Origin of the sequence: Amycolatopsis sp. NBC_00438 (assembly GCF_036026695.1) — a bacterium.
GTDB lineage: Bacteria > Actinomycetota > Actinomycetes > Mycobacteriales > Pseudonocardiaceae > Amycolatopsis.
In genome coordinates this window covers 4,338,949-4,359,887 of the sequence record NZ_CP107923.1, presented here as the reverse complement: position 1 = coordinate 4,359,887, position 20,939 = coordinate 4,338,949, and the positions used below count along the sequence as shown (strand labels likewise).

At 72.8% G+C, this 20,939-nt stretch carries 21 protein-coding genes and 1 pseudogene; 10 read left to right on the top strand and 12 right to left on the bottom strand.

Features of this window, described 5'->3' with window-relative positions; all coding sequences use genetic code 11:
• Nucleotides 1-408: 408 nt before the first annotated feature.
• Nucleotides 409-990 (bottom strand): TetR/AcrR family transcriptional regulator, encoded by a 582-nt coding sequence (locus OG494_RS19180; RefSeq protein WP_328457578.1) that lies wholly within the window; start codon nucleotides 988-990, stop codon nucleotides 409-411.
• Between the two features lie 50 nt (nucleotides 991-1,040).
• On the opposite strand from OG494_RS19180, the gene OG494_RS19175 reads away from it, so the two are divergent.
• Nucleotides 1,041-1,913: an SDR family NAD(P)-dependent oxidoreductase gene (locus tag OG494_RS19175; protein WP_328457575.1), complete on the top strand. Its 873-nt coding sequence runs from the start codon at nucleotides 1,041-1,043 to the stop codon at nucleotides 1,911-1,913.
• Between the two features lie 24 nt (nucleotides 1,914-1,937).
• On the opposite strand, the gene OG494_RS19170 is transcribed toward OG494_RS19175, so the two are convergent.
• Nucleotides 1,938-2,546, bottom strand: a complete 609-nt coding sequence (locus OG494_RS19170) for a TetR/AcrR family transcriptional regulator (RefSeq protein WP_328457573.1) — start codon at nucleotides 2,544-2,546, stop codon at nucleotides 1,938-1,940.
• A 91-nt stretch (nucleotides 2,547-2,637) separates the two neighbouring features.
• Here OG494_RS19170 and OG494_RS19165 point away from each other — a divergent pair, with 91 nt between their 5' ends.
• Nucleotides 2,638-4,116 carry an FAD-dependent oxidoreductase gene (locus OG494_RS19165; protein WP_328457571.1) on the top strand — a complete coding sequence of 493 codons (1,479 nt, stop codon included), beginning with the start codon at nucleotides 2,638-2,640 and terminating at the stop codon, nucleotides 4,114-4,116.
• A gap of 411 nt (nucleotides 4,117-4,527) precedes the next feature.
• Complete coding sequence (locus tag OG494_RS19160; protein ID WP_328457569.1) at nucleotides 4,528-5,478, top strand: MEDS domain-containing protein; 951 nt, start codon at nucleotides 4,528-4,530, stop codon at nucleotides 5,476-5,478.
• Between the two features lie 24 nt (nucleotides 5,479-5,502).
• On the opposite strand, the gene OG494_RS19155 is transcribed toward OG494_RS19160, so the two are convergent.
• Entirely contained in the window at nucleotides 5,503-5,820 is a 318-nt protein-coding gene (locus OG494_RS19155; protein ID WP_328457567.1) for a helix-turn-helix domain-containing protein, read from the bottom strand.
• 424 nt (nucleotides 5,821-6,244) lie between these two features.
• Between OG494_RS19155 and OG494_RS19150 the strand changes: the two genes are divergently transcribed.
• Genes OG494_RS19150 through OG494_RS19140 form a run of 3 tightly spaced genes read left to right on the top strand, consistent with a single transcriptional unit; the run spans nucleotide 6,245 to nucleotide 8,450 of the window.
• A complete protein-coding gene (locus OG494_RS19150) occupies nucleotides 6,245-7,315 on the top strand; it encodes a hydrogenase expression protein HypE (RefSeq protein WP_328457565.1) in 1,071 nt (356 codons plus the stop codon).
• A 5-nt stretch (nucleotides 7,316-7,320) separates the two neighbouring features.
• A complete protein-coding gene (locus OG494_RS19145) occupies nucleotides 7,321-7,821 on the top strand; it encodes a NifU family protein (protein WP_328457563.1) in 501 nt (166 codons plus the stop codon).
• On the top strand, nucleotides 7,818-8,450 hold the full coding sequence (locus OG494_RS19140; RefSeq protein WP_328457561.1) for a DUF5947 family protein: 633 nt from the start codon (nucleotides 7,818-7,820) through the stop codon (nucleotides 8,448-8,450). The genes OG494_RS19145 and OG494_RS19140 overlap by 4 nt, the downstream gene beginning before the upstream one ends.
• 53 nt (nucleotides 8,451-8,503) lie before the next feature.
• Here OG494_RS19140 and OG494_RS19135 read toward each other — a convergent pair whose 3' ends face one another.
• From OG494_RS19135 to OG494_RS19120, 4 genes are all read right to left on the bottom strand, one after another.
• On the bottom strand, nucleotides 8,504-9,673 hold the full coding sequence (locus OG494_RS19135; RefSeq protein WP_328457559.1) for an NAD(P)/FAD-dependent oxidoreductase: 1,170 nt from the start codon (nucleotides 9,671-9,673) through the stop codon (nucleotides 8,504-8,506).
• A gap of 137 nt (nucleotides 9,674-9,810) precedes the next feature.
• Entirely contained in the window at nucleotides 9,811-10,518 is a 708-nt protein-coding gene (locus OG494_RS19130; RefSeq protein ID WP_328457556.1) for a glycosyltransferase, read from the bottom strand.
• The gene (locus OG494_RS19125; protein ID WP_328457554.1) at nucleotides 10,515-11,783 is read right to left on the bottom strand and encodes a bifunctional PIG-L family deacetylase/class I SAM-dependent methyltransferase; all 1,269 of its coding nucleotides are present in this window, start codon (nucleotides 11,781-11,783) and stop codon (nucleotides 10,515-10,517) included. Before OG494_RS19125 ends, OG494_RS19130 begins: the two co-directional genes overlap by 4 nt.
• A complete protein-coding gene (locus tag OG494_RS19120) occupies nucleotides 11,780-12,781 on the bottom strand; it encodes an acyl-CoA dehydrogenase family protein (protein WP_328457552.1) in 1,002 nt (333 codons plus the stop codon). Before OG494_RS19120 ends, OG494_RS19125 begins: the two co-directional genes overlap by 4 nt.
• A 67-nt stretch (nucleotides 12,782-12,848) precedes the next feature.
• Between OG494_RS19120 and OG494_RS19115 the strand changes: the two genes are divergently transcribed.
• On the top strand, nucleotides 12,849-13,952 hold the full coding sequence (locus OG494_RS19115) for an FUSC family protein (protein ID WP_328457550.1): 1,104 nt from the start codon (nucleotides 12,849-12,851) through the stop codon (nucleotides 13,950-13,952).
• Nucleotide 13,953: 1 nt separating this feature from the next.
• Here OG494_RS19115 and OG494_RS19110 read toward each other — a convergent pair whose 3' ends face one another.
• Both OG494_RS19110 and OG494_RS19105 read right to left on the bottom strand, forming a co-directional pair.
• The gene (locus tag OG494_RS19110) at nucleotides 13,954-14,358 is read right to left on the bottom strand and encodes a hypothetical protein (RefSeq protein WP_328457548.1); all 405 of its coding nucleotides are present in this window, start codon (nucleotides 14,356-14,358) and stop codon (nucleotides 13,954-13,956) included.
• A gap of 39 nt (nucleotides 14,359-14,397) precedes the next feature.
• Nucleotides 14,398-15,651: a cation:proton antiporter domain-containing protein gene (locus OG494_RS19105; protein WP_328457546.1), complete on the bottom strand. Its 1,254-nt coding sequence runs from the start codon at nucleotides 15,649-15,651 to the stop codon at nucleotides 14,398-14,400.
• A 437-nt stretch (nucleotides 15,652-16,088) separates the two neighbouring features.
• On the opposite strand from OG494_RS19105, the pseudogene OG494_RS19100 reads away from it, so the two are divergent.
• Nucleotides 16,089-16,729 (top strand): annotated as a pseudogene (locus OG494_RS19100) (Gfo/Idh/MocA family protein); the annotation flags it as partial.
• Nucleotides 16,730-16,781: 52 nt separating this feature from the next.
• Here the strand turns inward: OG494_RS19100 and OG494_RS19095 are convergent.
• Entirely contained in the window at nucleotides 16,782-17,525 is a 744-nt protein-coding gene (locus OG494_RS19095) for a hypothetical protein (protein ID WP_326948162.1), read from the bottom strand.
• Between the two features lie 221 nt (nucleotides 17,526-17,746).
• Between OG494_RS19095 and OG494_RS19090 the strand changes: the two genes are divergently transcribed.
• Entirely contained in the window at nucleotides 17,747-18,133 is a 387-nt protein-coding gene (locus OG494_RS19090) for a DoxX family protein (RefSeq protein ID WP_328457543.1), read from the top strand.
• A 2-nt stretch (nucleotides 18,134-18,135) separates the two neighbouring features.
• Here OG494_RS19090 and OG494_RS19085 read toward each other — a convergent pair whose 3' ends face one another.
• Entirely contained in the window at nucleotides 18,136-18,624 is a 489-nt protein-coding gene (locus tag OG494_RS19085) for a beta-class carbonic anhydrase (RefSeq protein WP_328457541.1), read from the bottom strand.
• 358 nt (nucleotides 18,625-18,982) lie between these two features.
• Here OG494_RS19085 and OG494_RS19080 point away from each other — a divergent pair, with 358 nt between their 5' ends.
• The gene (locus OG494_RS19080; RefSeq protein WP_328457539.1) at nucleotides 18,983-19,888 is read left to right on the top strand and encodes a carbohydrate-binding protein; all 906 of its coding nucleotides are present in this window, start codon (nucleotides 18,983-18,985) and stop codon (nucleotides 19,886-19,888) included.
• 2 nt (nucleotides 19,889-19,890) lie between these two features.
• Here OG494_RS19080 and OG494_RS19075 read toward each other — a convergent pair whose 3' ends face one another.
• Complete coding sequence (locus tag OG494_RS19075) at nucleotides 19,891-20,856, bottom strand: LysR family transcriptional regulator (RefSeq protein WP_328457537.1); 966 nt, start codon at nucleotides 20,854-20,856, stop codon at nucleotides 19,891-19,893.
• Nucleotides 20,857-20,939: the final 83 nt, after the last annotated feature.

Sequence of the window (20,939 nt, the reverse complement as noted above, 5' to 3'; positions counted from 1 at the left end):
CCGCGACGCACCTGGTGTGTGTCGCGGAGCCTTTTGTGTGCACGAGAAGGGGCACGCACGAAGTGCCCGCGACGCACCGGGTGCGTCGCGGAGCCGCTTGCGTTCACCTGCGGGGCAATGCGATGCCACGCTCGTCGAAGAAGTCCGGGCCACAGTGGACGGTGCCGTCGTCACGGCCGCGTTCCGCCGGTACCGGCTGCCTGGGTCCGCACGGTCACCGGCGACACGATCGGGCCGCTGGGGGGCTTCCCGCTGACCCGGGATCCGAGTGTGGCTCGTGAGGCACACCAAGACGAACCGCAGGTACGGTCCCGCCGCTCCCGCAGTCGGGCCGCCGAGCCGGCGATTCCCGTGCTGGACGGTTCCCGTGTCGAGCCGGCGGCGTACCTGCGCCGAGCCGCGCCCGGGTCAGCTTTTCCCGGCGCCGGACCGGATCGCGTCGACCAGCATGCGCACCAGCTGATCGCCGCCGACCGTCCACTTCTCCGGCGCCAGGTGGCCGCTCAGTTCCAAGCCCGCGATCCCGTGCGCGCTCGACATCAGCAGGGCGCCGTACGGGCGGGCGTCGGCGTCGCCGACCAGGTCGGCGACGATGACCAGGAACCGGTTCTCCAGGCGGCTCGCGGCCTCGACGGCGTCCGGGGCGTCCGCCGGAGTGCTGAACATCAGTGCGTACAGGTGTGGCCGGCGACGGCCGAGCCCGATGAGGGCCATCAGGGCCGTCTCCAGCCGGGCGCCCGGCGTGGTGCCCGGGGCGGCCCGCACCTGTTCCACCTCGTCGGCCAGCGAGTTCCAGGCGTCCACGGCCAGCTGCGTCAGCAGGTGCGCCTTGTCCTCGAAGTGCCCGTAGGGCGCGCCGCGCGAGACGCCGGCCCGGGCGCCCACCGCGCGGAGCGTCACCGCGTCGGGGCCGCCTTCGTCGAGCAGTTCGGACGCGGCGCGCACGAGGGCGGTCCTGGTCGCAGCGGCCGCTTCGGTTCGCGTCACCATGGGACCGATTCTACTTGACAGTGTCACATGAGCGGCGCAGAGTGGTTCATATGACAACGTCACATGAAAACGGGCTGATGGTCGTCTCCGGCGCCTCGACGGGGATGGGCGCCGCCACCGCACGCGAGCTGGCCGCGCGCGGTTATCACGTGCTCGCCGGCGTCCGGCGCGACCGTGACGCCGACGCGATCCGGGCCGAGGGTGTCGAGCCGGTGATCCTCGACGTCACGTGCCCCGAGCACGTCCAGGCCCTCGTCGAGCGCATCGCCGCGGACCCGGAGCGCCGCCCGCTCCGCGCCCTCGTCAACAACGCGGGCATCTCGGTCAACGCACCGGTCGAAGCCCTGCCGCTCGACGAGTGGCGGCGGCTGTTCGAGGTCAACCTGTTCGGGCACGTCGCCGTCACCCAGGCGCTGCTGCCCTTCCTCCACCGCAGTCACGGCCGGATCGTGAACATCAGCTCGGTCGGCGGGAAGATCGCGATGGCTACCTACGGGGCCTACGGTGGCGCGAAGTTCGCGCTCGAGGCGGTCAGTGACGCGCTCCGCCGCGAACTCGCCCCGCACGGCGTCCAGGTCGTGGTCGTCGAGCCGGGCGCGGTGCGGACGGAAATGGGGGATCGCGGTGCCGCCACCGCCACCGATCTCGCCGCGAAGATGACCCCCGAACACCAGCGGCGCTACGGCGGGCTCGTCCAGGCCGTCGTCACCCACTCGCTGAAGTTCACCGGGAAAGGCATGCCGGCGGCGAAAGCCGGCGCCATCGTCGCGGAGGCCGCCACCACGAGGCGGCCGCGCACGCGCTACACCATCGGCCGTGACGCGGCCCTGCTCACCCGCCTCACGCGCGTCCTGCCCGACCGCGTCCTGGACCGGGTGGCCGCGGCGAGCCTCCGGCCGTACTTCCCCGGAAAAGCCGCCTGACGTCCGGCTCGCGGCGACCGGAGGTCACGACGCCGCCCGCACGAGCGGCAGGAACAGGTCGTCGACGATCGCCTCGATGCGCGCGGGTGCCGGGGGTTCGAGGTCCATCAGCAGGTCGTGGCGCACCAGTTCGAACGGCATTTCGAGCACCACGGCCGGGATGCGCGCCAGGTCGATCTCGCCGCGCTGGTGGGCGCGCTGGTAGAGGGCCCGTCCGGGCGGGAGCGGCTGATCGCCCATGATCTGGTCGCGCACCTGTGAAGGGGACAGGCCGGTGTCGGCCAGCAGGCCCGCGAAGGAGGTGGCCACGGCGATGGTGAAGAAGGCGGCGAGGGCTTCGCTCATGGTTGTCAGCTGGGCGAGCAGGTCACTGCGCAGGGCGCCGGTGTCGGGGAGTTCGATCGGGTGGGTGCTGCGGTGGTGCTCGATCGCGGCGAGCACGAGCTGGTCCTTGTTGGTCCAGCGGCGGTAGAGCACGGCCTCGCTGGTGCGGGCGCGGACGGCGATCGACTCCATCGTCAGCCGGGCGTAACCGACCTCGACCAGCTCGTCCCAGCCGGCGGTGAGCAGCGCGGACTCGAGCTCCTTGCCGTGCCGGCGACGACGGACGGGTTCGGGCTCCTCGGTGACCACCACCCCACGATAGAAAGGCTTTCCTTTCTTGGCAAGCGGCTCTACTCTGACGTTAGAAAGAGATTCCTTTCTTGAGGTCAGGAGAGAGACGATGGACCCGCAAGTGCTGATCGCCGGCGCCGGCCCGGCCGGGCTGATGCTGGCCTGCGAGCTCGCCCGCCGCGACGTCCCCTTCCGCCTGGTCGAGGCCGCCCCCGGCCCGCGGCCCGGCTCGCGCGGCAAGGGTGTCCAGCCGCGCACCCTCGAGGTGTTCGACGACCTCGGCGTCGTCGGGCGCGTGCTGGCCCACGGCCGGATGGCGATGCCGATCCGGGCGACCGCCGCCGACGGCCGGGTGACGCTGGGCGGCACCGAGCCGCCCGCGGCGCGCCCCGACGTCCCGTACCCGGCGAGCCTGATCACGCCCGAGTGGCGGATCGAGGAAACGCTCCGGCTGCGGCTGGCCGAACTCGGCGGCGCCGTCGAGTTCGGCACCGCCCTCGAGAGCTTCGCGCAGTCGGACGAAGGCGTGTCAGCGGTCGTCGTGCGCGGCGGGGAAGCCGAGACGATCACCGCGCGCTGGCTGGTCGGCTGCGACGGCGGCCACAGCGTCGTCCGCAAGCAGGCCGGCATCGTGTTCGAGGGGGAGACCCGGGACGAGGTGCGGATGATCGTCGCCGACCTCGAAGTCGACGGCCTCGATCGCGACGCCTGGCACATGTGGCGGCACGCCGACGGCCTCGTCACCCTCTGCCCGCTGCCCTCCACCGGCGTTTTCCAGTACCAGGCGAGCATCGCGCCGGGACAGGACCCGGACCTCGGTCTCGCGAACATGCAGGCGATCCTCGACCGGCGGAGCGGCCGCGCCGACATCCGCCTCCGCGAGCCGGAGTGGTCGTCGTTGTGGCGCGCCAACATCCGGCTCGTGGACCGCTACCGCGAGGGGCGGGTGTTCCTCGCCGGCGACGCCGCGCACATCCACTCGCCCGCCGGCGGCCAGGGGATGAACACCGGCATCCAGGACTCGTACAACCTCGGCTGGAAGCTCGCGGCCGTCGCGAACGGCGCCTCGCCGGCGTTGCTCGACACCTACGAGGCCGAGCGGCGCCCGGTCGCGGCGGGCGTGCTCGCGCTGTCGAACGCGCGGCTCAAGCAGGCGATCGAGCAGAACGGCCTGATCGTCCGCAGTGACGCGAGCACGATGCAGCTCGGCGTCGGCTACCGCGGCTGCGCCCTCGCTCGCGACGACCGTGACGAAACCGCCTCGCTCCGCGCCGGCGACCGCGCCCCCGACGCGACCGGGCTGACGACGCCGGAAGGCGAGCGCCGGCTGTTCGACCTGACCCGCGGCGGGCGTTTCACGGTGCTGACTTTCGTTGCCACACCGGCGTTTCCCGGCCTCCGGACCCTGCGCGTCGTCGAAGAACCGACCGGCCCCGACGACGTCGCCGACACTGAAGGTCACCTCGCCGAGGCCTACGGCCACGCCCTGGTGCTGATTCGTCCCGACGGCTACATCGCGCTGATCTCCGACGCGGGCGACGCGGCGGCGGTGCCGGACTACCTCGCCGCGATCGGCGTCACGGCCTAGAAAGGCATGTACCGGCCCGCCGGGCCTTGCCGCCGGACTCCGGCGATGTGTATTTCGCGAACAACGCGGCTACTTCGTTGCATTGACGCAAAGTGTTTTCCGGTCGCCGCCCGGACAGTTGTGGTCGCCGATCGGGAGCGCTCGGACATAAATGGACGACGCTGCTGAGCGGCTCGGGCCTGCACGGCGCTGACCTGCATCGACGGTGATCGACGCGCGGGACATAAATGGCGCGGTACCTGGACGTTCCAAAACGACCAGGGTTGAATACTCCGAAAGGTGGAATGGATTCCGGCTGCCATACCGAAAAGGCTCCGCCGCGGGTACTCTCCTCTCGTTCCGTAGAACGTTCGAGGAACAAAACCATCTTGCGGTCGACTTCGAAGACCGGTCCCCGGAGGTTAAGCGCGCATGGCGACCCCGACGTCCGTCCCCGCCGAGACAGACTTTCGGCACCAGAGCTGCGTCTACAGCAGCGACGCGGAGTTCCTCGCGATGGCGGTGCCCTTCGCACAGGACGGGCTGCGGCGGGGCGAGCCGGTGCTGGTCGGCACGACCGAGGCCAACCAGGAGCTGCTTGGCGACGTCCTGGGCGCCGACGCGGGCAAGATCGTCCTCGTCGAGCCGGCCTGCTTCGGACGCCGTCCGCCGCAGCTCGCGGCCGCGCTGCACCGATACTGGACGCGCTACCGGTCGACGGCGCCGGGCGGCGCGGTGCGCGTGCTCGCCGAACCGGCCCGCGTCGGCGCGGCCGAGTGGCGGCACACCGAGGCCGGGTTCAACGTGGCCCTCGCCGACACCGGGATCTGGATGCTCTGCCCGTACGACACCAGGATCTTCGAGGCCGGCGCGATCGAAGACGCCCGGCGGGCGCACCCGGAGCTGCTCGTCGGCGGCAAGGCCGAGCCGTCCACGCAGTTCACCGCGCCCGCGCGGGTCGACGGCTTCCCCGCGTCACCGCCGCCACCCGGTGACTCGGCCGACATCTTCCGCTTCGAGGGCGACCTGGTCGCCGTGCGGCGATACGTGCTCGAGAAGGCCGGCCCGCTGCTGCACCCCGAGAACGCCGTGGCCATGTTCGGCATCGCCGTCGGCGAGGCCATCACCTACCTGACCGAGCACGGCATCGGCCGGGCGGCCGTGTGGGTCCGGCCGGCCGCCGGGCGCGTGGTGTGCACGCTGCACAGCGACGAGCCGCTCGACCTGCCCGCGTTCTTCGGGTCGCGGCCGCCGGACCTGCGCTGCTCCGACACCGGGCTGTGGCTGACCGACCAGATCTGCGAGTGGCTCGACATCAGCTCCGACGCCTCGGGGTGCACCATCGAACTGGCGACGCCGGGGTCGTGGGCGAGCGACAACTGACACCGGGACACTTGTGTCCGCACCTCAGCGCAGCTGCACGTCGCCGAACTGCTCCTGGATCCGGCGCAGCTCGCGCAGCCGCGGCTCGGTCTGCCCGCCGATCCACCGGTTCACCGTCTTCACCGACACCTCGAGCCGCTGCGCGGCGGCCTCCCGGGTGGTGCCCGTCCGGCGCAGCGCCTCCGCCATCCAGTCGGCGAAGCTCGCCGCGGCCTCGCCGGAAACGTCCGGCACTTCCGGGACCGGCGTTTCCGGCACGGCGGGGTCGAGGTGCGCGGTGGCCGAGGGCAGGACGTCGAACTCGACCCGGCCGGGGTATTTCCGGCACGAGATTTCGATCATTCCCGCCGGTCCCGCTGCGGCCAGCAGCGTGCGGAGGATCGTGTTTCCGAGTTCGCGATCTTCCGCTTCGGCGAGGGGTGAGTCCGCGAGACAGCCGCGGAGGAATTCCCGGATTTGCGGAACGGCGGACGGGCGGGCCGGAAAAACTTTCGTGCTGACCTCGACCGATACCACCTCGATCGCCTCACCGCGCGACCGACCAGCCGACTCAACCACTCGAAACGCCCCTTCCGGTGGCCTCCGAGTGTAGCCGTGCGGGGGATTTTCCCCGACCCCGGAACGGAGTAGCGAGCCGCGCCAGTTCTGTCGCGGACGGCCCAGGACACTCTTGCCGCCACTGCCGGACAGGTCTACGGTGGGCGTCCGTCGGGCCGTCCCGAGGCGGGATTTCCTGAAGTTCCCGAACCCTCAGAGGTGTGCATCGATGGACAGGGCCCCGCAGCACGGCAACGGCCCGCAGGCCGATCCCGTCAACGATTCACCCGGTGAACCGCCCACCGTCCACATTCTCTGGATGAATGGCGGCCTGAGCTGCGACGGCGAATCGGTGGCGTTGACCGCGGCGAGCCAGCCCAGTATCGAAGAGATCGTCCTCGGCGGGCTTCCCGGGTTGCCGAAGATCGAAATGCACTGGCCGTTCCTCGATTTCCAGTGCGGTCCCGAACAGAGCCGGGACAGTTTCATCGGGTGGTGGCACAAAGCCGATCGGGGTGAACTCGAGCCGTTCATCCTGGTGATCGAAGGCTCGATAGCCGACGAGACGAACAAGACCGAGGGCTTCTGGTCCGGGTTCGGCAACGACCCGCTCACCGGCCAGCCCGTGACCGCCAGCGAATGGCTCGACCGGCTGGCCCCCAAGGCGATGGCGATCATGGCCGTCGGCACCTGCGCGGCCTACGGCGGCATCCACGCGATGGCGGGCAACCCGACCGGCGCCATGGGCGTGCCCGACTACCTCGGCTGGGACTGGCGCTCCAAGGCCGGCCTGCCGATCGTGTGCGTCCCCGGCTGCCCCGCCCAGCCCGACAACCTCTCGGAGACCATCCTGCACCTGCTCTTCCAGGCGTCCGGCCGGGCACCGGTGATCGACGTCGACGAGGCACTGCGCCCGAAGTGGCTGTTCCAGAACACCGTCCACGAAGGCTGCGACCGGGCCGGGTACTACGAGCAGGACGAGTTCGCCGAGCAGCACGGGTCCCCGAAGTGCCTGGTCAAACTCGGCTGCTGGGGTCAGGTCGTCAAGTGCAACGTGCCCAAGCGCGGCTGGATCAACGGCGTCGGCGGCTGCCCGAACGTCGGCGGCATCTGCATCGGCTGCACCATGCCCGGTTTCCCCGACAAGTTCATGCCGTTCATGGAGGACCCGGCGGGCGCCGGCACCCCGGCCGCGGCGAGCACCGTGTCGGGGTCCGCGATCCGCATCCTGCGGGAGATCCGGACCAAGCCGGGTGTCGAAGAACCGCAGAGCACGCCGTCACGGGCCACCAGCTGGTGACGGCGATGCCTTCCGTGCGCGCCGTCGGCGACCGCGTCGAAGAGCTGCTGGGCGTCCTGCTCGGCGGACCCGGCCGCGGGCCGGCCGAGGAGATCGTGCGGGAGCTGATGAACCTGTACGGCGAAGGCCTCGCCCGGATCGCCGGCGTGCTGCGCGTACGGGACCCGGCCCTGCTCGACGAGCTCGCCGGCGACGGCCTGCTGGCCGGCCTCCTGGTGCTGCACGACCTGCACCCGCTCGACGCGGACACCCGGATCCGCCGGGCCCTGGCCCGGCTGGGCGGCGACGCCGAACTGCTGGGCGTCGAGGACGGCGTGGCACGCCTGCGGCGGGCGGGCGCCCGCGGGTGCGGCTCGTCGACGTCCGACGTGCTCCTCGAAACGGCGGTCCTCGACGCGGCCCCGGAGCTCAGCGGCGTCGAGCTGACCGAGGCCGCGGCGCTGTTCCAGATCGGCATGGGCCCGCCGCCCGGCTGGAGGACGGCCGGGGAGGGGCGGGCTTCATGAGTCCTCTCACCGGCTTCCCGCACCGCGCGGACCAGCCGGGCCCGGTGCCGGAGCAGCGGTCGGCGTGGCTGGAGAAGTGCGAGCTGTGCGGGACGCCGGTCGCGTCGCGCCACGGCCACCTCGTCGACACCGGCCGCCGTGGCCTGGTGTGCGCGTGCCGGGCCTGCTTCCTGCTCTTCATCGAGAGCCGCCGCGGTGACCCCCGGTACCGCGCGGTGCCCGAGCGGTACCTGTGGGACCCGGACCGCCCGGTGACCGGCCTCGACTGGGCCGGTCTCGGCATCCCGGCGGGCTTCGCGTTCTTCCTGCGCCGCGGGACGGGCGTCGCGGCGTTCCACCCGGGGCCGGCGGGGGCCTCCGAAAGCCTGGTGACCCTCGACCTCTGGACCGAACTGTCCGCCGGCCACCCGCTGCTCGCGGCGGCCGAGCCGGAGGTCGAGGCCATCCTGTTCCACGACGCCGGGTGCGGCACGGACTGCTACCTGGTCCCGATCGACGTCTGCTACCGCCTGGTCGGCACGGTCCGCCGCTACTGGACGGGCCCCGACGGCGGTCCCCGCGTCCGCGAGCGCGTCGGGGAGCTGTTCCAGGAGATCCGCGACCGGGTGCGGCCGCTGCCCGAGGCGTGAGCCCGCCTCACTTCGCTCACCGGGGTACATCGACGTCAGCGGCTTCGACGCCATCACCGCGCCTGACCCCCGGCGGGCGCGGGGTCGTGCTTGCGGATCAGCTCCTCGCCGCGTTCGTAGTCGTCGTCGGCTTCGTGGGTGAGGACGCCGACCGCCGCGCCGTCGCGTTCGTACCAGACCGTGAAGCCGCCGCCGTCGTGTTCGACCAGGCGGGCCTGGTCGAAGCCGTCGCCCCAGGCGGCGTACTTCAGCACCCGGTCGCCGATCTCGGACCAGAAGCCCGGGACGTCGTCCCAGGTCTCGGACCCGCCGGCGGCGTTGCGGCCGGCGATCGCGCCCATCGCGAGGCCCTCACCCCAATGCTCGACGGCCAACGCGCGGCCCGCGGCGGTGTTGTCCGCGAAGGCGACGTCACCCGCCGCGAAGACGTCGGCCGCGCTGGTGCGCAGCCGGGCGTCGGTGCGGATCCGGCCCTGTTCGATCTTCAGCCCGGCCTTCTCGGCGAGCGTGCCGCGGGGCCGGATGCCGGTGGCGAGCAGCACGAGACCGGCGTCGAGCACCGGCACGAGGTCGGAGCGGATCCGGTGGCCGGCCTCGATCGACTCGAGCGTCGTGCCGCGCAGCACGCTGACACCTTCCGCCTTGAGCCACCGCAGGATCCGGATCCCGGCGTCGCGGCCGAGGCGGGACTGCTGCGGGACGTCCTCCGGGCAGACGACGGTCACCTGCACGCCGAGGCGCGCGAGCGAGACCGCGGCTTCGCAGCCGATGAACCCGGCGCCGACGACGATGGCGCTGCGAGCGTCCGCGGCGGCCTTCTTCAGCTCGCGGGACGACTTCGCCGACCGCAGCACCAGCACGTCGACGTGGTCCGCGCCGGGAATGTCCGGCCGGACGGGCTCGGCGCCGGTGGCGAGCACGCAGCGGGTGAAGGCGTGCTCCTGCCCGGCGGCGGTGCGGACGCGGTGGTCACCGAGCTCGACGACCGGGTCGCCCAGGGCCACCGCGATGTCGTGGCCGGCGAAGAACTCTTCGCTCTCCATGCCGATGTCGTCGGTTTCGCCGCGCAGGAAGTCCTTGGACAGCGGCGGCCGCTCGTACGGCGGATCCGTGTCGGCGGTGAGCAGGTGGACTTCGCCGCTCCCGCCGGCTTCGCGGTACGCGCGGGCGGCCGACACCCCGGCCGCGCCGCTGCCGATCACTACCAGGCTTTCGGAGGTCATGCCTACGCGTACCCGCGCCGGGCCGGGGTAATCGTCCTTCCGGCAGGTCCGTGAAGGCCTCCTTGAGGGACTCCAAGTCCCTCAAGGAGGCCTTCACGGCTTTCGGCGGTAAGGCGGGCCGGACCGGCCGCGGCCGCTCAGGCGACGGGTTCTTCCCGCAACGTGGTCCGCAGCAGCGCGGCCAGCCCGTCCGGTGCCCGCCCATCGAGGCGCGAGCTGGTCCGCACCACCGCCGCGGGCTCCACCCGGCAGCGGAACCCGGCTTCGCCGAGACGCCGCCACAGGTCGTGGTCCTCGCCCGTCCGGCAGACGCCGAAGCCGCCGACCGTGTCGAACGCGTCCGCGCGGACGCCGAGGTTGGCGCCGTAGACGTTCACCCCGCCCGAAACCACCGCGTGGTAGCGGCGGGCCGCGTGCGGGGACCCGGGGAACGGGCCCGCCAGCTCGGCCGGGCCGGTGACCGCGTGCGCGCCCCGTTCGACGCGGCGCAGGTGCTCGCGCGCCCAACCCGAGGCGACCTGCGTGTCGGCGTCGGTGTTGAGCAGCAGTACCTCCGACGCCGCGTGGCCGGCCAGCCCGGCCCGCACCGCGTGGACGCCGAGGTCGCGGACTTCGCCGATCGTGCGAGGCCGGTCGGTGACCACGACCCGGCCCGTCGCCCAGCCGCCGAACGTCGCGCGGGCGCGGGCCGCGGTGTCGTCCGCGCACCGGTCGGCGACCACGCACACCGCCCGCTCGACCCGCGCGGGCAGCCGCCACAACGCCCGCCGGAGCGCGCGCAGGCACGGCTCGATCAGATCCCGCTCGTCCCGGGCCGGGACGACCACGCCGACCGCCGTGATCACCGGCGCCTCAGCACGTGCAGCAGGAACGCCTCGTCCGTATGGGCCACGACCTGCTCGAACGCCGGGTGCGCGAGCAGCCGTGCGTGCGCTTCGGCGGCGTCGCGGGGCGCCTCCGGGGCCCACGGCCGCCAGTGGACGGCGACCAGGTCCCCGCCCGGCCGCAGCGCCGCCGCCGACGCCTCAATGGTCGCGGTGAGGTCGGCGTCGTCCAGGTAGTACAGGAGTTCGCTGTACACCAGCAGATCCACCGGTCCCTCCGGGATCCCGGCCGGGACAGATCCACTGTGGACGTCCACATGCGACAGGCCGGCGACCGTCGCGGCGGTCCGGGAGACGGCGTCGGGTACCGGGTCGAAGGCGTCCAGCCGGTCACAACGCGGTGCCAGGTCGCGGGTGAGCAGGCCGAGGCCGCAGGCCGGCTCGACGATCGTGCCGTAGTGCTCCTGCGGCAGCGAAGCGAGCAGCACTGCCCGCTTGCGCCGCTCGTACCAGCCGTCGGCGACGTGCCACGGGTCGTCGTCGGCGGCGTACAGCTGCGCGAACCGGCTCACCGGCGCCGACCGCGCGGGCGGTTCCCGGAAGAACGTCTCGGCCGGCCGGTCGAAGTGCGCCAGGACGTCCGGCGGCAGGATCGGGTCCTCGCCCCGCGGACCGGGCTTGAGCTGCGAGGTGAACGCCGCGACGGCGGCGGCCTTCGCGGTGCGCTCCGCGTCGGTCAACCGGTAGGAACGCGCGTGGTGCCACGGGATCCCGGTGTCCGAAGGGGACCGTCGGTGCCACAGCCAGATCGGGTAGGACCAGCGGTGGGCGGACACCGGCGCGGCGGCGAGCGCGGCCCGCCCGGCCGCGCGGTGGTCCGGGTGCGGGTCCTCCGGCCACGGCAGCAGCACGAGGTCGCGGCCTTCGGCGTGCTCCCGCAAGGCGTCGGTCAGGACGTCCTCGTGCGCGGCGAGCCCGGAGTCGGGCAGACCGAGCCAGACCGGTTCGACGTCGGAAAGTCCTTGCTCCCGCAGGGAATCCCGCAGTTCCCGGCGCCGGGTCCGGCCCAGCTCCCGGCGCTCGCCGGGGCCGGCGTCGGGGAACGCGGCCTCGCCGTCGGTGGCGACCACCAGCGTCACGGCCGTGCCCGCGGCGTGCAGGTGCTGCAGCAGGCCGCTCGCGCCCAGGGTTTCGTCGTCCGGGTGAGCGGCGACGACCAGCGCGCGGCCGAACGGGTCGTCCGTCCACCCGGGAAACTCCCGGGTCCACGCGGACTCGGGGATCACACGTCCTCCACGGTGGCCAGCACCTGCCGGCCGAGCGCGGCGAGGTCGCGTTCGGCGTGGTGCTGGCGGACGTACACGCCGAGGTCGGCCAGCCGCTGCGCGAACCGGCGGTCGCGGCCCAGCGGGCTCGCGCCGGTCAGCCGGGGCGCGTGGTCGAGGATCTCGCGGACCGCGTGCTCGACGCCGGCGCGGCAGGTGCTCGCGACGTGCCACGGGTCGGCGGCCTGTTCGATGGTGCCGGCCGCGTGCAGCAGCAGCGTCTCGGCCGAGCGCAGCGCGGCGTGCATCGCGCCCAGGTGGGCCAGCTGGTGCTCGTCGGCGCGGCCGGTTTCGCGCAGGTACGCCAGGACGCCGTCGAAAACGCCGGCCGCCCCGCCGAGCCAGACGGCGGCGACCCCGCCACCGCCCAGGGCGAAGCCGGGCCGCCCGATGTACCAGTCCGGCGGGCCGATGAGCGCGTCGGCGGACACCAGGATGCCGTCGAAGACGACGTCGCCGCTGTCGGAGGCGTCCATCCCGACCGCCTGCCAGGTGTCCGGGTGCCGCTGCACGCCGGGGTCGGTGAGGTCGACGTCGACCAGCCGGTCGCCCGCCGCGACCAGGGCCCGGTCCAGCAGGGACAGTCCCGAGCAGAACCGGACGGTGCCGCCGAGCCTGCCGTCCTCGAGGGTCGCGCCGGTGCCGCCGGACTTCGCCGCCCAGACGCCGTAGAGCGCGCCGGGCACGGGCGTCAGGCCGGCTTCACCGAGGATCGCGACGGCGTCGGTGTGCCCTTCGGCCAGCCGCGCGAGGGTCAGGTCGATGCGGCCGAGGGCGGCCAGCGCGGCCCACCGCCCGACGAGCCCGCCGGTGCCGGGCTGCGGCAGCTCGAGCGCGCCCGCCGTGTACAGCGTCCGGAGGTCCGACCCGATCGAGGCGGTGGACCGGGGCAGCGGCAGCGGCTTCGGCGGAGCGGTTTCCAACAGACCGTGCGCCGGTCTGGCCTCCCACGTGATCATGCCTGCGGGGTACCCGGATTCCGGGCGATCATGCGTGATCCGGCGCCGGGGCGGGTAGTCGCGGCGGGTGGACCAGACGACATCGGCGGCCGGTGACGACATCCTGGGCCAAGGCGTCCGGACGCCGCTGGGCTGGCTGACGCGCGCGTTCCGCGTGCCGGGCCGGGAACGCCACGTCCTCGTGCAGGCGGCGAAGGCGACTCTGGCGGCGACCAGGGCGTGGCTGCTGGCGACGGCGGTGCTGCACCTGCCGCAGCCGTTCCTGGCGCCCTACGCCGCGGTCTTCCTGGTGGAGACCACGGTCTACCGGTCGGTGCGGGGCTGGGCGCAGCAGGTCGGCGCGGTCGCCGCCGGCGTCGTGCTGGCGGGGATCGCCGGGCAGCTGATCCCGTGGCCCGCGGTGGCGCTGGGGCTGGTGGTGTTCCTGGGCCTGCTGGCCGGGTCGTGGCGCCGCTTCGGCGACTCCGGGGTCTGGGTCGGCGTCACCGGCATGCTGCTGATCGCCTACGGGACGCCGACAGTGCTGCTCGGCGACCGCCTCATCGAGACGGCCCTGGGCGCGGCGATCGGCGCGGCCGTCAACGCGCTGGTGTACCCGCCGCTGTTCGGCCAGCGCATCGCGGCGGCGGCCGGCCGGCTGGCCGAGGCGATGGCCGCGTTCCTCGCCGGCACGGCCGCGCTGATCCGCGCCGCCGAGCCGCCCGGCGACGTCGAGGACTGGCTCGGTGAGGCCCGCGAGCTGCGCAGCCTGGTCACGACCGCCGCCGACGCCGTCCGCCGGACCCAGGAGGAGCGCGTCCTCAACCTGCGGCGGCGGCACCCCCGCTCCGGCCACGACCACGACCGCCGGACCGAAACGCTGATCTCGCTCTGGCCCCCGGTGGAGCAGCTGATCGGCGCGGTCCGGACGGCGTCGGAGCACGAGGAGACGTTCGTCCTTCCGTGGCCCGACGCCCGCGACGCGCTGGCCGAGCTCATCGAGAGCCTCGCCGACGTCGTCCGCGCCGTCGGCACCACCGGCCACCCGGTGGACCTGGACCGCGGCCGCGAGCTGCTGGCCCACTTGGAGCGGCGGCTGGCGGCCCCGGAGGACGGCGTGACGCCGGCGCTGGGCCTGGGCGCGATGACGCTCCCGGTCCGGCACCTGCTGGAGCGACTGGCCGGGCGCTGAGTCAGGCGCCGATCGCCTGGTTGAGGACGTCGGCGACCAGGTCGGGCTCGGCGATCGTCGCCGTCAGCGAGGGGTGCCGCAGCAGCCCGGACGGCTCGATGCCGGGCACCGGGTCCCGGAACCGGACGCAGAGGCCGCGGGCCGCGTTCGTGCCGAACGTCAGACCGCGGTCGGCCAAGGACAGCCGCACGCCGAGCGCGCGCCAGGGCTTGAACGGCCCGCTGACCTCGGCGCCGGCGAGGTTGGCCAGCGGCGTCGAGACGGACCAGGGGCCGAGGTGGACGTGCAGCCCGGTCGCGTCGAGGTCGAAGCCGCTGTGACGTTCGAGCCACGGCTGCAGCCAGGACGGGCCGGCGAACTTCGCGTGGAGGCGGTGCCGGACGACGGCGTCCTCGTCTGGGCTCATGCACGAGGGCTACCCGCGGGAGCCCGGGACAAACGGGCGTCAGCCGACCGGGAGGTGGCCGCCGAGGGACTCGATCCGGCGGATCGCCGGCTCGGCGAGGATGCCGTGCACCACCACCGACAGCGCGACGGCGAGCGCGCCGATCCGCCACAGGACGTCCGGGCGCGGCACCGGGAACCGGTCGAGGGCGTAGGCGAGGTAGAAGAGCGTGCCGATCCCGCGCACGCCGAAGAACGCGATGGCGGGGGAGGCGTGCCGGCCGGCCGACGAGCCGAGCAGGGAAAGCCAGCCGAGCACCGGCCGGACGACCAGGACCGCGACCACCGTCAGCACCACCTCGACGACCGTGATGCCCTGCAGCAGCCCGTCGCCGAGGGCCAGGCCGAGCCCGAGCAGCGCGATCGCGACGAACAGCCGTTCCAGCTGTCGCCCGAACGAGTGCAGCACGCCGTGGTACTCGTGGGACCGCTCCTGCGTGCGCACCGCGACGGCGGCCACGAAGACCGCGACGAACCCGTTGCCGTGCACCAGTTCCGCGACCGCGTACGGCAGGAACGCCAGGGCGAGCAGCACGAGCCCGTCGGCGTACTCGGCCAGCCGCAGCCGCGACGACGGCGCCCGGAACATCGCCCAGCCCAGCACCCACCCGGCGGCCAGCCCGACGAGCACGCCGACCGCGACCGGCAGCACGAGGTCGACGAGGACCCACCGCAGGTCGACACCCGCGCGTTGCCCGGCGAGCGCCAGCGCCAGCAGGACGAACGGCATCGTCAGCCCGTCGTTGAGCCCGGCCTCGGTGGTCAGGGTGAACCGGATCTCGTTGTTCCGCGCCAGTTCCGGCTCGACGTCGGGTGAGGGCACCCCGACGTCCCCGGCCAGCACCGGGTCGGTCGGCGCGAGCACCGAGCCGAGCAGCAGGGCCGCGCTGGCGGGCAGGGCCAGCCACCACCAGCCGAGCACCGCGACCACGACGATCATGGCGGGCATCGTGATCCCGAGCAGCCGCCAGGTCGACGCCCAGGCGCGGAACCCGAACGGGCGATCCACGGACAGCCCGGCGCCGGCCAGGGACACCAGGATGCCCAGCTGGGCGAACGATTCGACGCTCTCCAGGTGCGCGGTCGGGTCGGTCCAGCCGCCGCCGTAGGGCGCGGGCAACGGCAGGAGCCCGAGGCCGATGCCGGCGATCAGCATCACGAGCGGGGTCGAAAACGGCCGTTCGGCCACCAGCTTCGGCAGCACCGCGGCGGCGAGCGCGAGCAGCCCGGCGACGCCGAAGAGGACGGTCAGCATGAACTCGGCATGGGCAAGGGAACTCTTTCGTCGGTGGTGTTCGCCGGAATACCCGGAGCAGGGGCGGGCAAACCCGGTGGCGAGTGCCGCACGTCACCGTGAGCTGCGGGAACACCGTGTTCCCCGAAGCGTTGTAACGGGTGTCGGTACGGGTGGGTCCCCGGGCCTCACCCCTTGCCTTCACGGAACACCGGTCCGCCGGAGCCGTGTCGCGCCACTCGCCGCGAGGCGACCCCCGTACCGGCCTCGAACTCCCGCTTCCGCTCGCAGGCATCCTCCCCTCAGCCTTCGCCGAGCGGAAGCGGGACTTTCTTTTGTGTCCCGATTTTGCGTACTCGCCGAAACGCGGGCGTTTTCGCATTTCCGGAAACGAAAACAAGCCCTCTCCCGCCGCCGCGCCGGACTGCCCGGCCGCCGAACCGCTCGAGACCATCGTGGGCCGGCACGGCCTGACCCGCTGGACCACCGACCTCGACACCGCGCTCGCCGACGGCGGCTTCCCGCTGTACTTCGACGCGCAGCTGACGTCGGTCCGCGAGAAGTCGATCGGCCGGGCGCTCGACGCCGGCAAGCACATCTACACCGAGAAGCCCCTGGCGGAATCCGTCGACGGCGCGTTGACGCTCGCCCGGCAGGCGGCCGCGGCGGGAGTGAAGAACGGCGTCGTGCACGACAAGCTGTACCTACCCGGCCTGCGCAAGCTCGCGCGGCTGGTGGACAGCGGGTTCTTCGGCCGGATCCTGTCCGTGCGCGGGGAGTTCGGCTACTGGGTCTTCGAAGGCGATTGGCAGAGCGCGCAGCGCCCCAGCCGGAACTACCGGGCCGAGGACGGCGGCGGGATCGTCGTGGACATGTTCTGCCTTACGACGCGACAGCCGACGACGCCGCGTACGCGATCTTCGAACTCGACGGCGGGATCGTGGTGCAGCTGAACTCGTCGTGGTGCGTGCGCGTGCACCGCGACGAGCTGGTCGAGTTCCAGGTGGACGGCACGCGGGGGAGCGCGGTCGCCGGCCTGCACAAGTGCGTCGTCCAGCCGCGGGAGGTCACGCCGAAGCCGGTGTGGGACCCGGACCTGAAACGAAACGGGCCCGGCAGCGCGTCGCTGCCGGGCCCGGGTGTCGTCGGGGTCAGGCGCCCGGGCCGGAGTAGATCTCCGAGGCCTTCGGCGCGGTGACCGTCGTCGGCTTGTCCCAGTCGCTGAACTCCATCGTGCCGCTCTTCGGCTCCTGCATGCGCAGCAGGTAGTGCGGCTCGGCGGCGGCCACCGTCGCGGTGCCGTCGGAGCTGGTGAAGTTCAGGGCCGGGACGCCGCCCGCGGTCGTCTGCTCGCCGCCGGAGAAGGTCGCCGAGTCGATCTCGCCGATGGTGTTGTCGGTGAAGGTCTTGTAGTCGAGGAACTGCTTGAACGCCTCGCCCATGCCGGCGCCGATCTGGGACGTCGAGGGCACCCACTTGTCCTTGAGCGGCTTGCTCAGCGACGCCGGGATCCCGGCCTCCTTGATCAGCGACTCGCTGAACCGGAAGTAGTACTTGTCGCCGACGCGCAGCACCGGGACCTCGAGGCCGTCCTTCACGATGGTGCCGCTCGCGCTGTCCGGGTTGAGCTGCAGGTCCAGGTTGATGTTCCCGCCCTCGGAGACGGTGCCCCGCACGTGCACGGCCTTGGCCTGCTTCGCGGCGGCGACCACGGCGGTCCCGGCCTGCTTGGCGTCGAGCGACGCGGCCTTGGCTTCGGCGGAGGTGGAGGCGGCGGCGGGAGCGGCGGACGCGCCGGCCGGCTCGGCGGTCCCGGAGGTGCTGGAGCACCCGGCGGAGATCAGGGCGGCGACGGCCCCGGTGGCGATGAGCGCTCCCAGGCGGAGTCGAGACATGAGCGATGGGTCCCCTCGTGAAGGTCCGGGCGTCCCGGACACGAACGGAGTATCGACCAAGCGGGTGATCTGTTACGCCCTGTTGGGGTAGATCACCCTTGTCGCTCCAAAGATGCAGTATCGCCGCAGTGTCGTAGTCGCGCGCTCACTGTCGGCAATGTGTCACAAACGCCGGCCCGGCGGCATCTCCAGGTCGATCACCGAGACCCCAGGAGAACCCCGTGAACCTCGCACTGTGGATCGTCGCCGCACTGCTCGCCCTCGTCGCGCTGACCGGTGGGGTCAGCAAAACCTTCGTGCCGAAGGAAAAACTGGCCGGGATCCCCGGCGGGCAGTGGACCGGGGACTTCGGTGCCGGCTTCGTCAAGACCCTCGGAGTCCTCGAACTCCTGGCCGCGATCGGCCTGGTGCTGCCCGCCCTGGTCGGCGTCGCGCCGGTGCTCGTGCCGATCACCGCCGCCTGCTGGGTGCTGCTGATGATCGGGGCGATGATCACCCACCTCCGCCACGAGGGTGCCGGCAGGTTCGTGGCGCTGAACCTGACCTACCTCGCGCTCGCGGCGTTCCTCGCGTGGGGCCGCTTCGGTCCCGCGTCGTTCCCCGCCTGAGGTCAGACGACCTCGTCGAGCTTCCCGGTCGCGACGTCGAAGACGAACCCGCGCACCGAGTCCTTCTTGGGGACGTACGGGCTGTTCTTGATCCGCGCGATCGACTGGCGGACGTCGGTGTCGAGGTCGGTGAAGGATTCGGCGGCCCAGGCGGGCTTGACGCCGACGTCCTCCTGGATCGACTTCTTGAAGTCGTCATCGGTGAAGGTCAGCATGCCGCAGTCGGTGTGGTGGATGAGGATGATCTCCTCGGTGCCGAGCAGCCGCTGGCTGATGGCGAGCGACCGGATCTCGTCCTCGGTGACGACCCCGCCCGCGTTGCGGATGACGTGGGCTTCGCCTTCTTCGAGGCCGAGGACACCGTAGACGTTGATGCGGGCGTCCATGCAGGCCAGGACGGCGACGTGCTTGGCGGGCGGCAGCGGCAGCGGCCCGGAGAACTGCGCGGCGTACTCGGCGTTGTTGGCCAGGAGCTCGTCGGTGACCGACATGGTGGTCCTTCCGCGGTAGGTGTGGTTGGGCCGAGTGGACCCCTCGGATGCACCCATCCGCAACCGTGCCCATGACCTGGGACCGGACTCGCCCGAACGGGTGCCGCACCCATCCACCCGGTCCGCCGCGCCGAACGCGCGGGTCCGTCCACTAGGGACAGACCCTGCGCCGAACGGCGGCATAACGCCTTCCCGCCGCGATTCCTATGGCCCCCGCGACCTGCGGTGACCCGGTCCGACCCGCCGAAAGTCGCTGCCGCGCAGGGGAAATCCCGGCCTACCCTCCGGTGGCCGCGGACGGCGTCCTCCCCGCCCCCCACCGTCCGTGCGTTTCCTTCGCCCCCGAGGAGATGCCGAAATGCGGAACCTGTTCACCGTCTTCTGCGCTGCCGTGGTCGCGGCGCTCGCCGTCGCCGTGCCGGCCGCCGCCGCCCCGGTCCCGGCCGCTGTGCCGATTTCCTCGCCGGGCGGGACCGTGCCCGGTCTGACCGGCGCCGCCGCCACGGCCGCCGCCGGGCCCTCGGCCGACCGATTCCTCGAGATCCGCCGGGAGCAGGCGGGCCGCGCGGCGCCCCGGGCCGCCGCGCAGAAGCACACCTTCTGGGGCCCGGAACCCCAGCTGGCCACCAGCGCCGACGGCCTGGTCGTGACCCAGAGCGTCACGCCGAACCTGCGGATCTCCAACTCCTCGGACGTCGTCTACGCGCCGACCATGAAGCCCACCGGGCATTCGTGCGTCGAGGTGGTCACCGCCTACGGGCTCGGCCAGGCCGCGCAGGTCTGGGCGTGGGACTGGTGCCGGTCGGTGTCACCGGCCAAGGTCGTGCCGATCGACAGCGCGTTCCTCGCGAACTACACCAGCACCGTCGGCGGGCACCCGGCCTACACCGTGCAGGAGGTCCGGACGAACACCACGGCCAACAGCTGGACCGCGTCGCTCCGCAACGTCAAGACCGGCGCGTGGGACACGCTGTTCACCCAGAGCGGCGGCGACCAGAGCGGGCTCGACGAGGGCTGGGACATCTTCGAGCTCTACTCGACGCGCAACCCCGCGACCGGCAACGCCTACTACTGCGCGGACGCGCGGGGAGCGGTGTTCGAGTCGAGCTCGCTGCGGCTGCGGGTCGCCGGGCAGTGGGTGGCGGCGTCGGCGACGAACTCGCCGCTGCGGCCCACCTCGAACCCGCGGCCCGCCGACTACGACTGCTCGACCCTGCGGTTCGAGGTCCCGTCACCGAACAGCACCTGGCGCGTCACCGTCTGAGCTCAGCCGGCCGGCAGCAGCTCGCGGCCGCGCTCGCGCCACCAGTGGTCGAACGCGGCACTGCAGCCCTGCCGGCCGGCGTAGGCGCGGACGACCGCGTCGTGGATCTCGCCGATCCGCGCCGCCACCGGCGTGCCCGGCCGGTAGCAGAGCCGCAGCTCCTGCCACAGCGGCGCGCCTTCGATGGCCCGCACGACGATGGTCGCCGGGAGCTCCTCACGCGTCGCGAGCGCCGGCGCGACAGCCATGCCCGCCCGGACGAGGTCCAGCAGCGTCGCCAGGCACTGCGGCCGGTGCGGCTGGTCGAGCGCGACCCCGTACCGGCGGCACACCCGTTGCAGGTAGGCCGACCACCGCGTGGTGCCCGGCGGGTCGTCCGCCCACGGGTGCTCGGCGAGCGCGGCGAACGGTACGGTCCGGGCCCGCGCCAGGGGATGGTCGTGCGCGAGGATCACGAACACCGGCTCGCGCGGGTGCACGACGACACTTTCGACGCCGTCCGGCACGACCGCGTCCGGCAGCGGCGGCAGGTAGACCAGCGCCAGGTCGAGCGTGCCCGCGGCGATCCGCGCCAGCGCGACGGCCTCGTCCTGGTCCTCCTGCACGCTCACCCCGTGGCACCACGGCTGGTCCCGCAGCCATCGCGAAACGGCCAGGTGCAGGAAGCCGCAGTACCCGCCGACGCGCAACGGCCCGGCCGGCGCCCGCTGTTCGCCGAGCCGTTCGGTCAGCGCGGAGACCCCGGCGAGCACGGTGCGCGCCTCGGCGACGACGTCCGCGCCCAGCGGAGTCGGGACACAACCGGTGGGGGAGCGGACGAACAGCAGACCGCCGACCGACCGTTCGACCCGGCGCAGCAGGCCGGACAGCGCGGGCTGCGAAACCCGCAGCACCCGGGCGGCCCGGGTGACACTGCGGGTATCGGCGACGGCCACGAGCGCGCGCAGGTGACGCAGTTCCAGCTCCACGGCCCCTCCGGTGGTCGGGGTGCCTTCACTTTAGTCCGCGTGATCACCTCGGGCACCCGACCTGAGTCGGGCGCTGCTCCAGG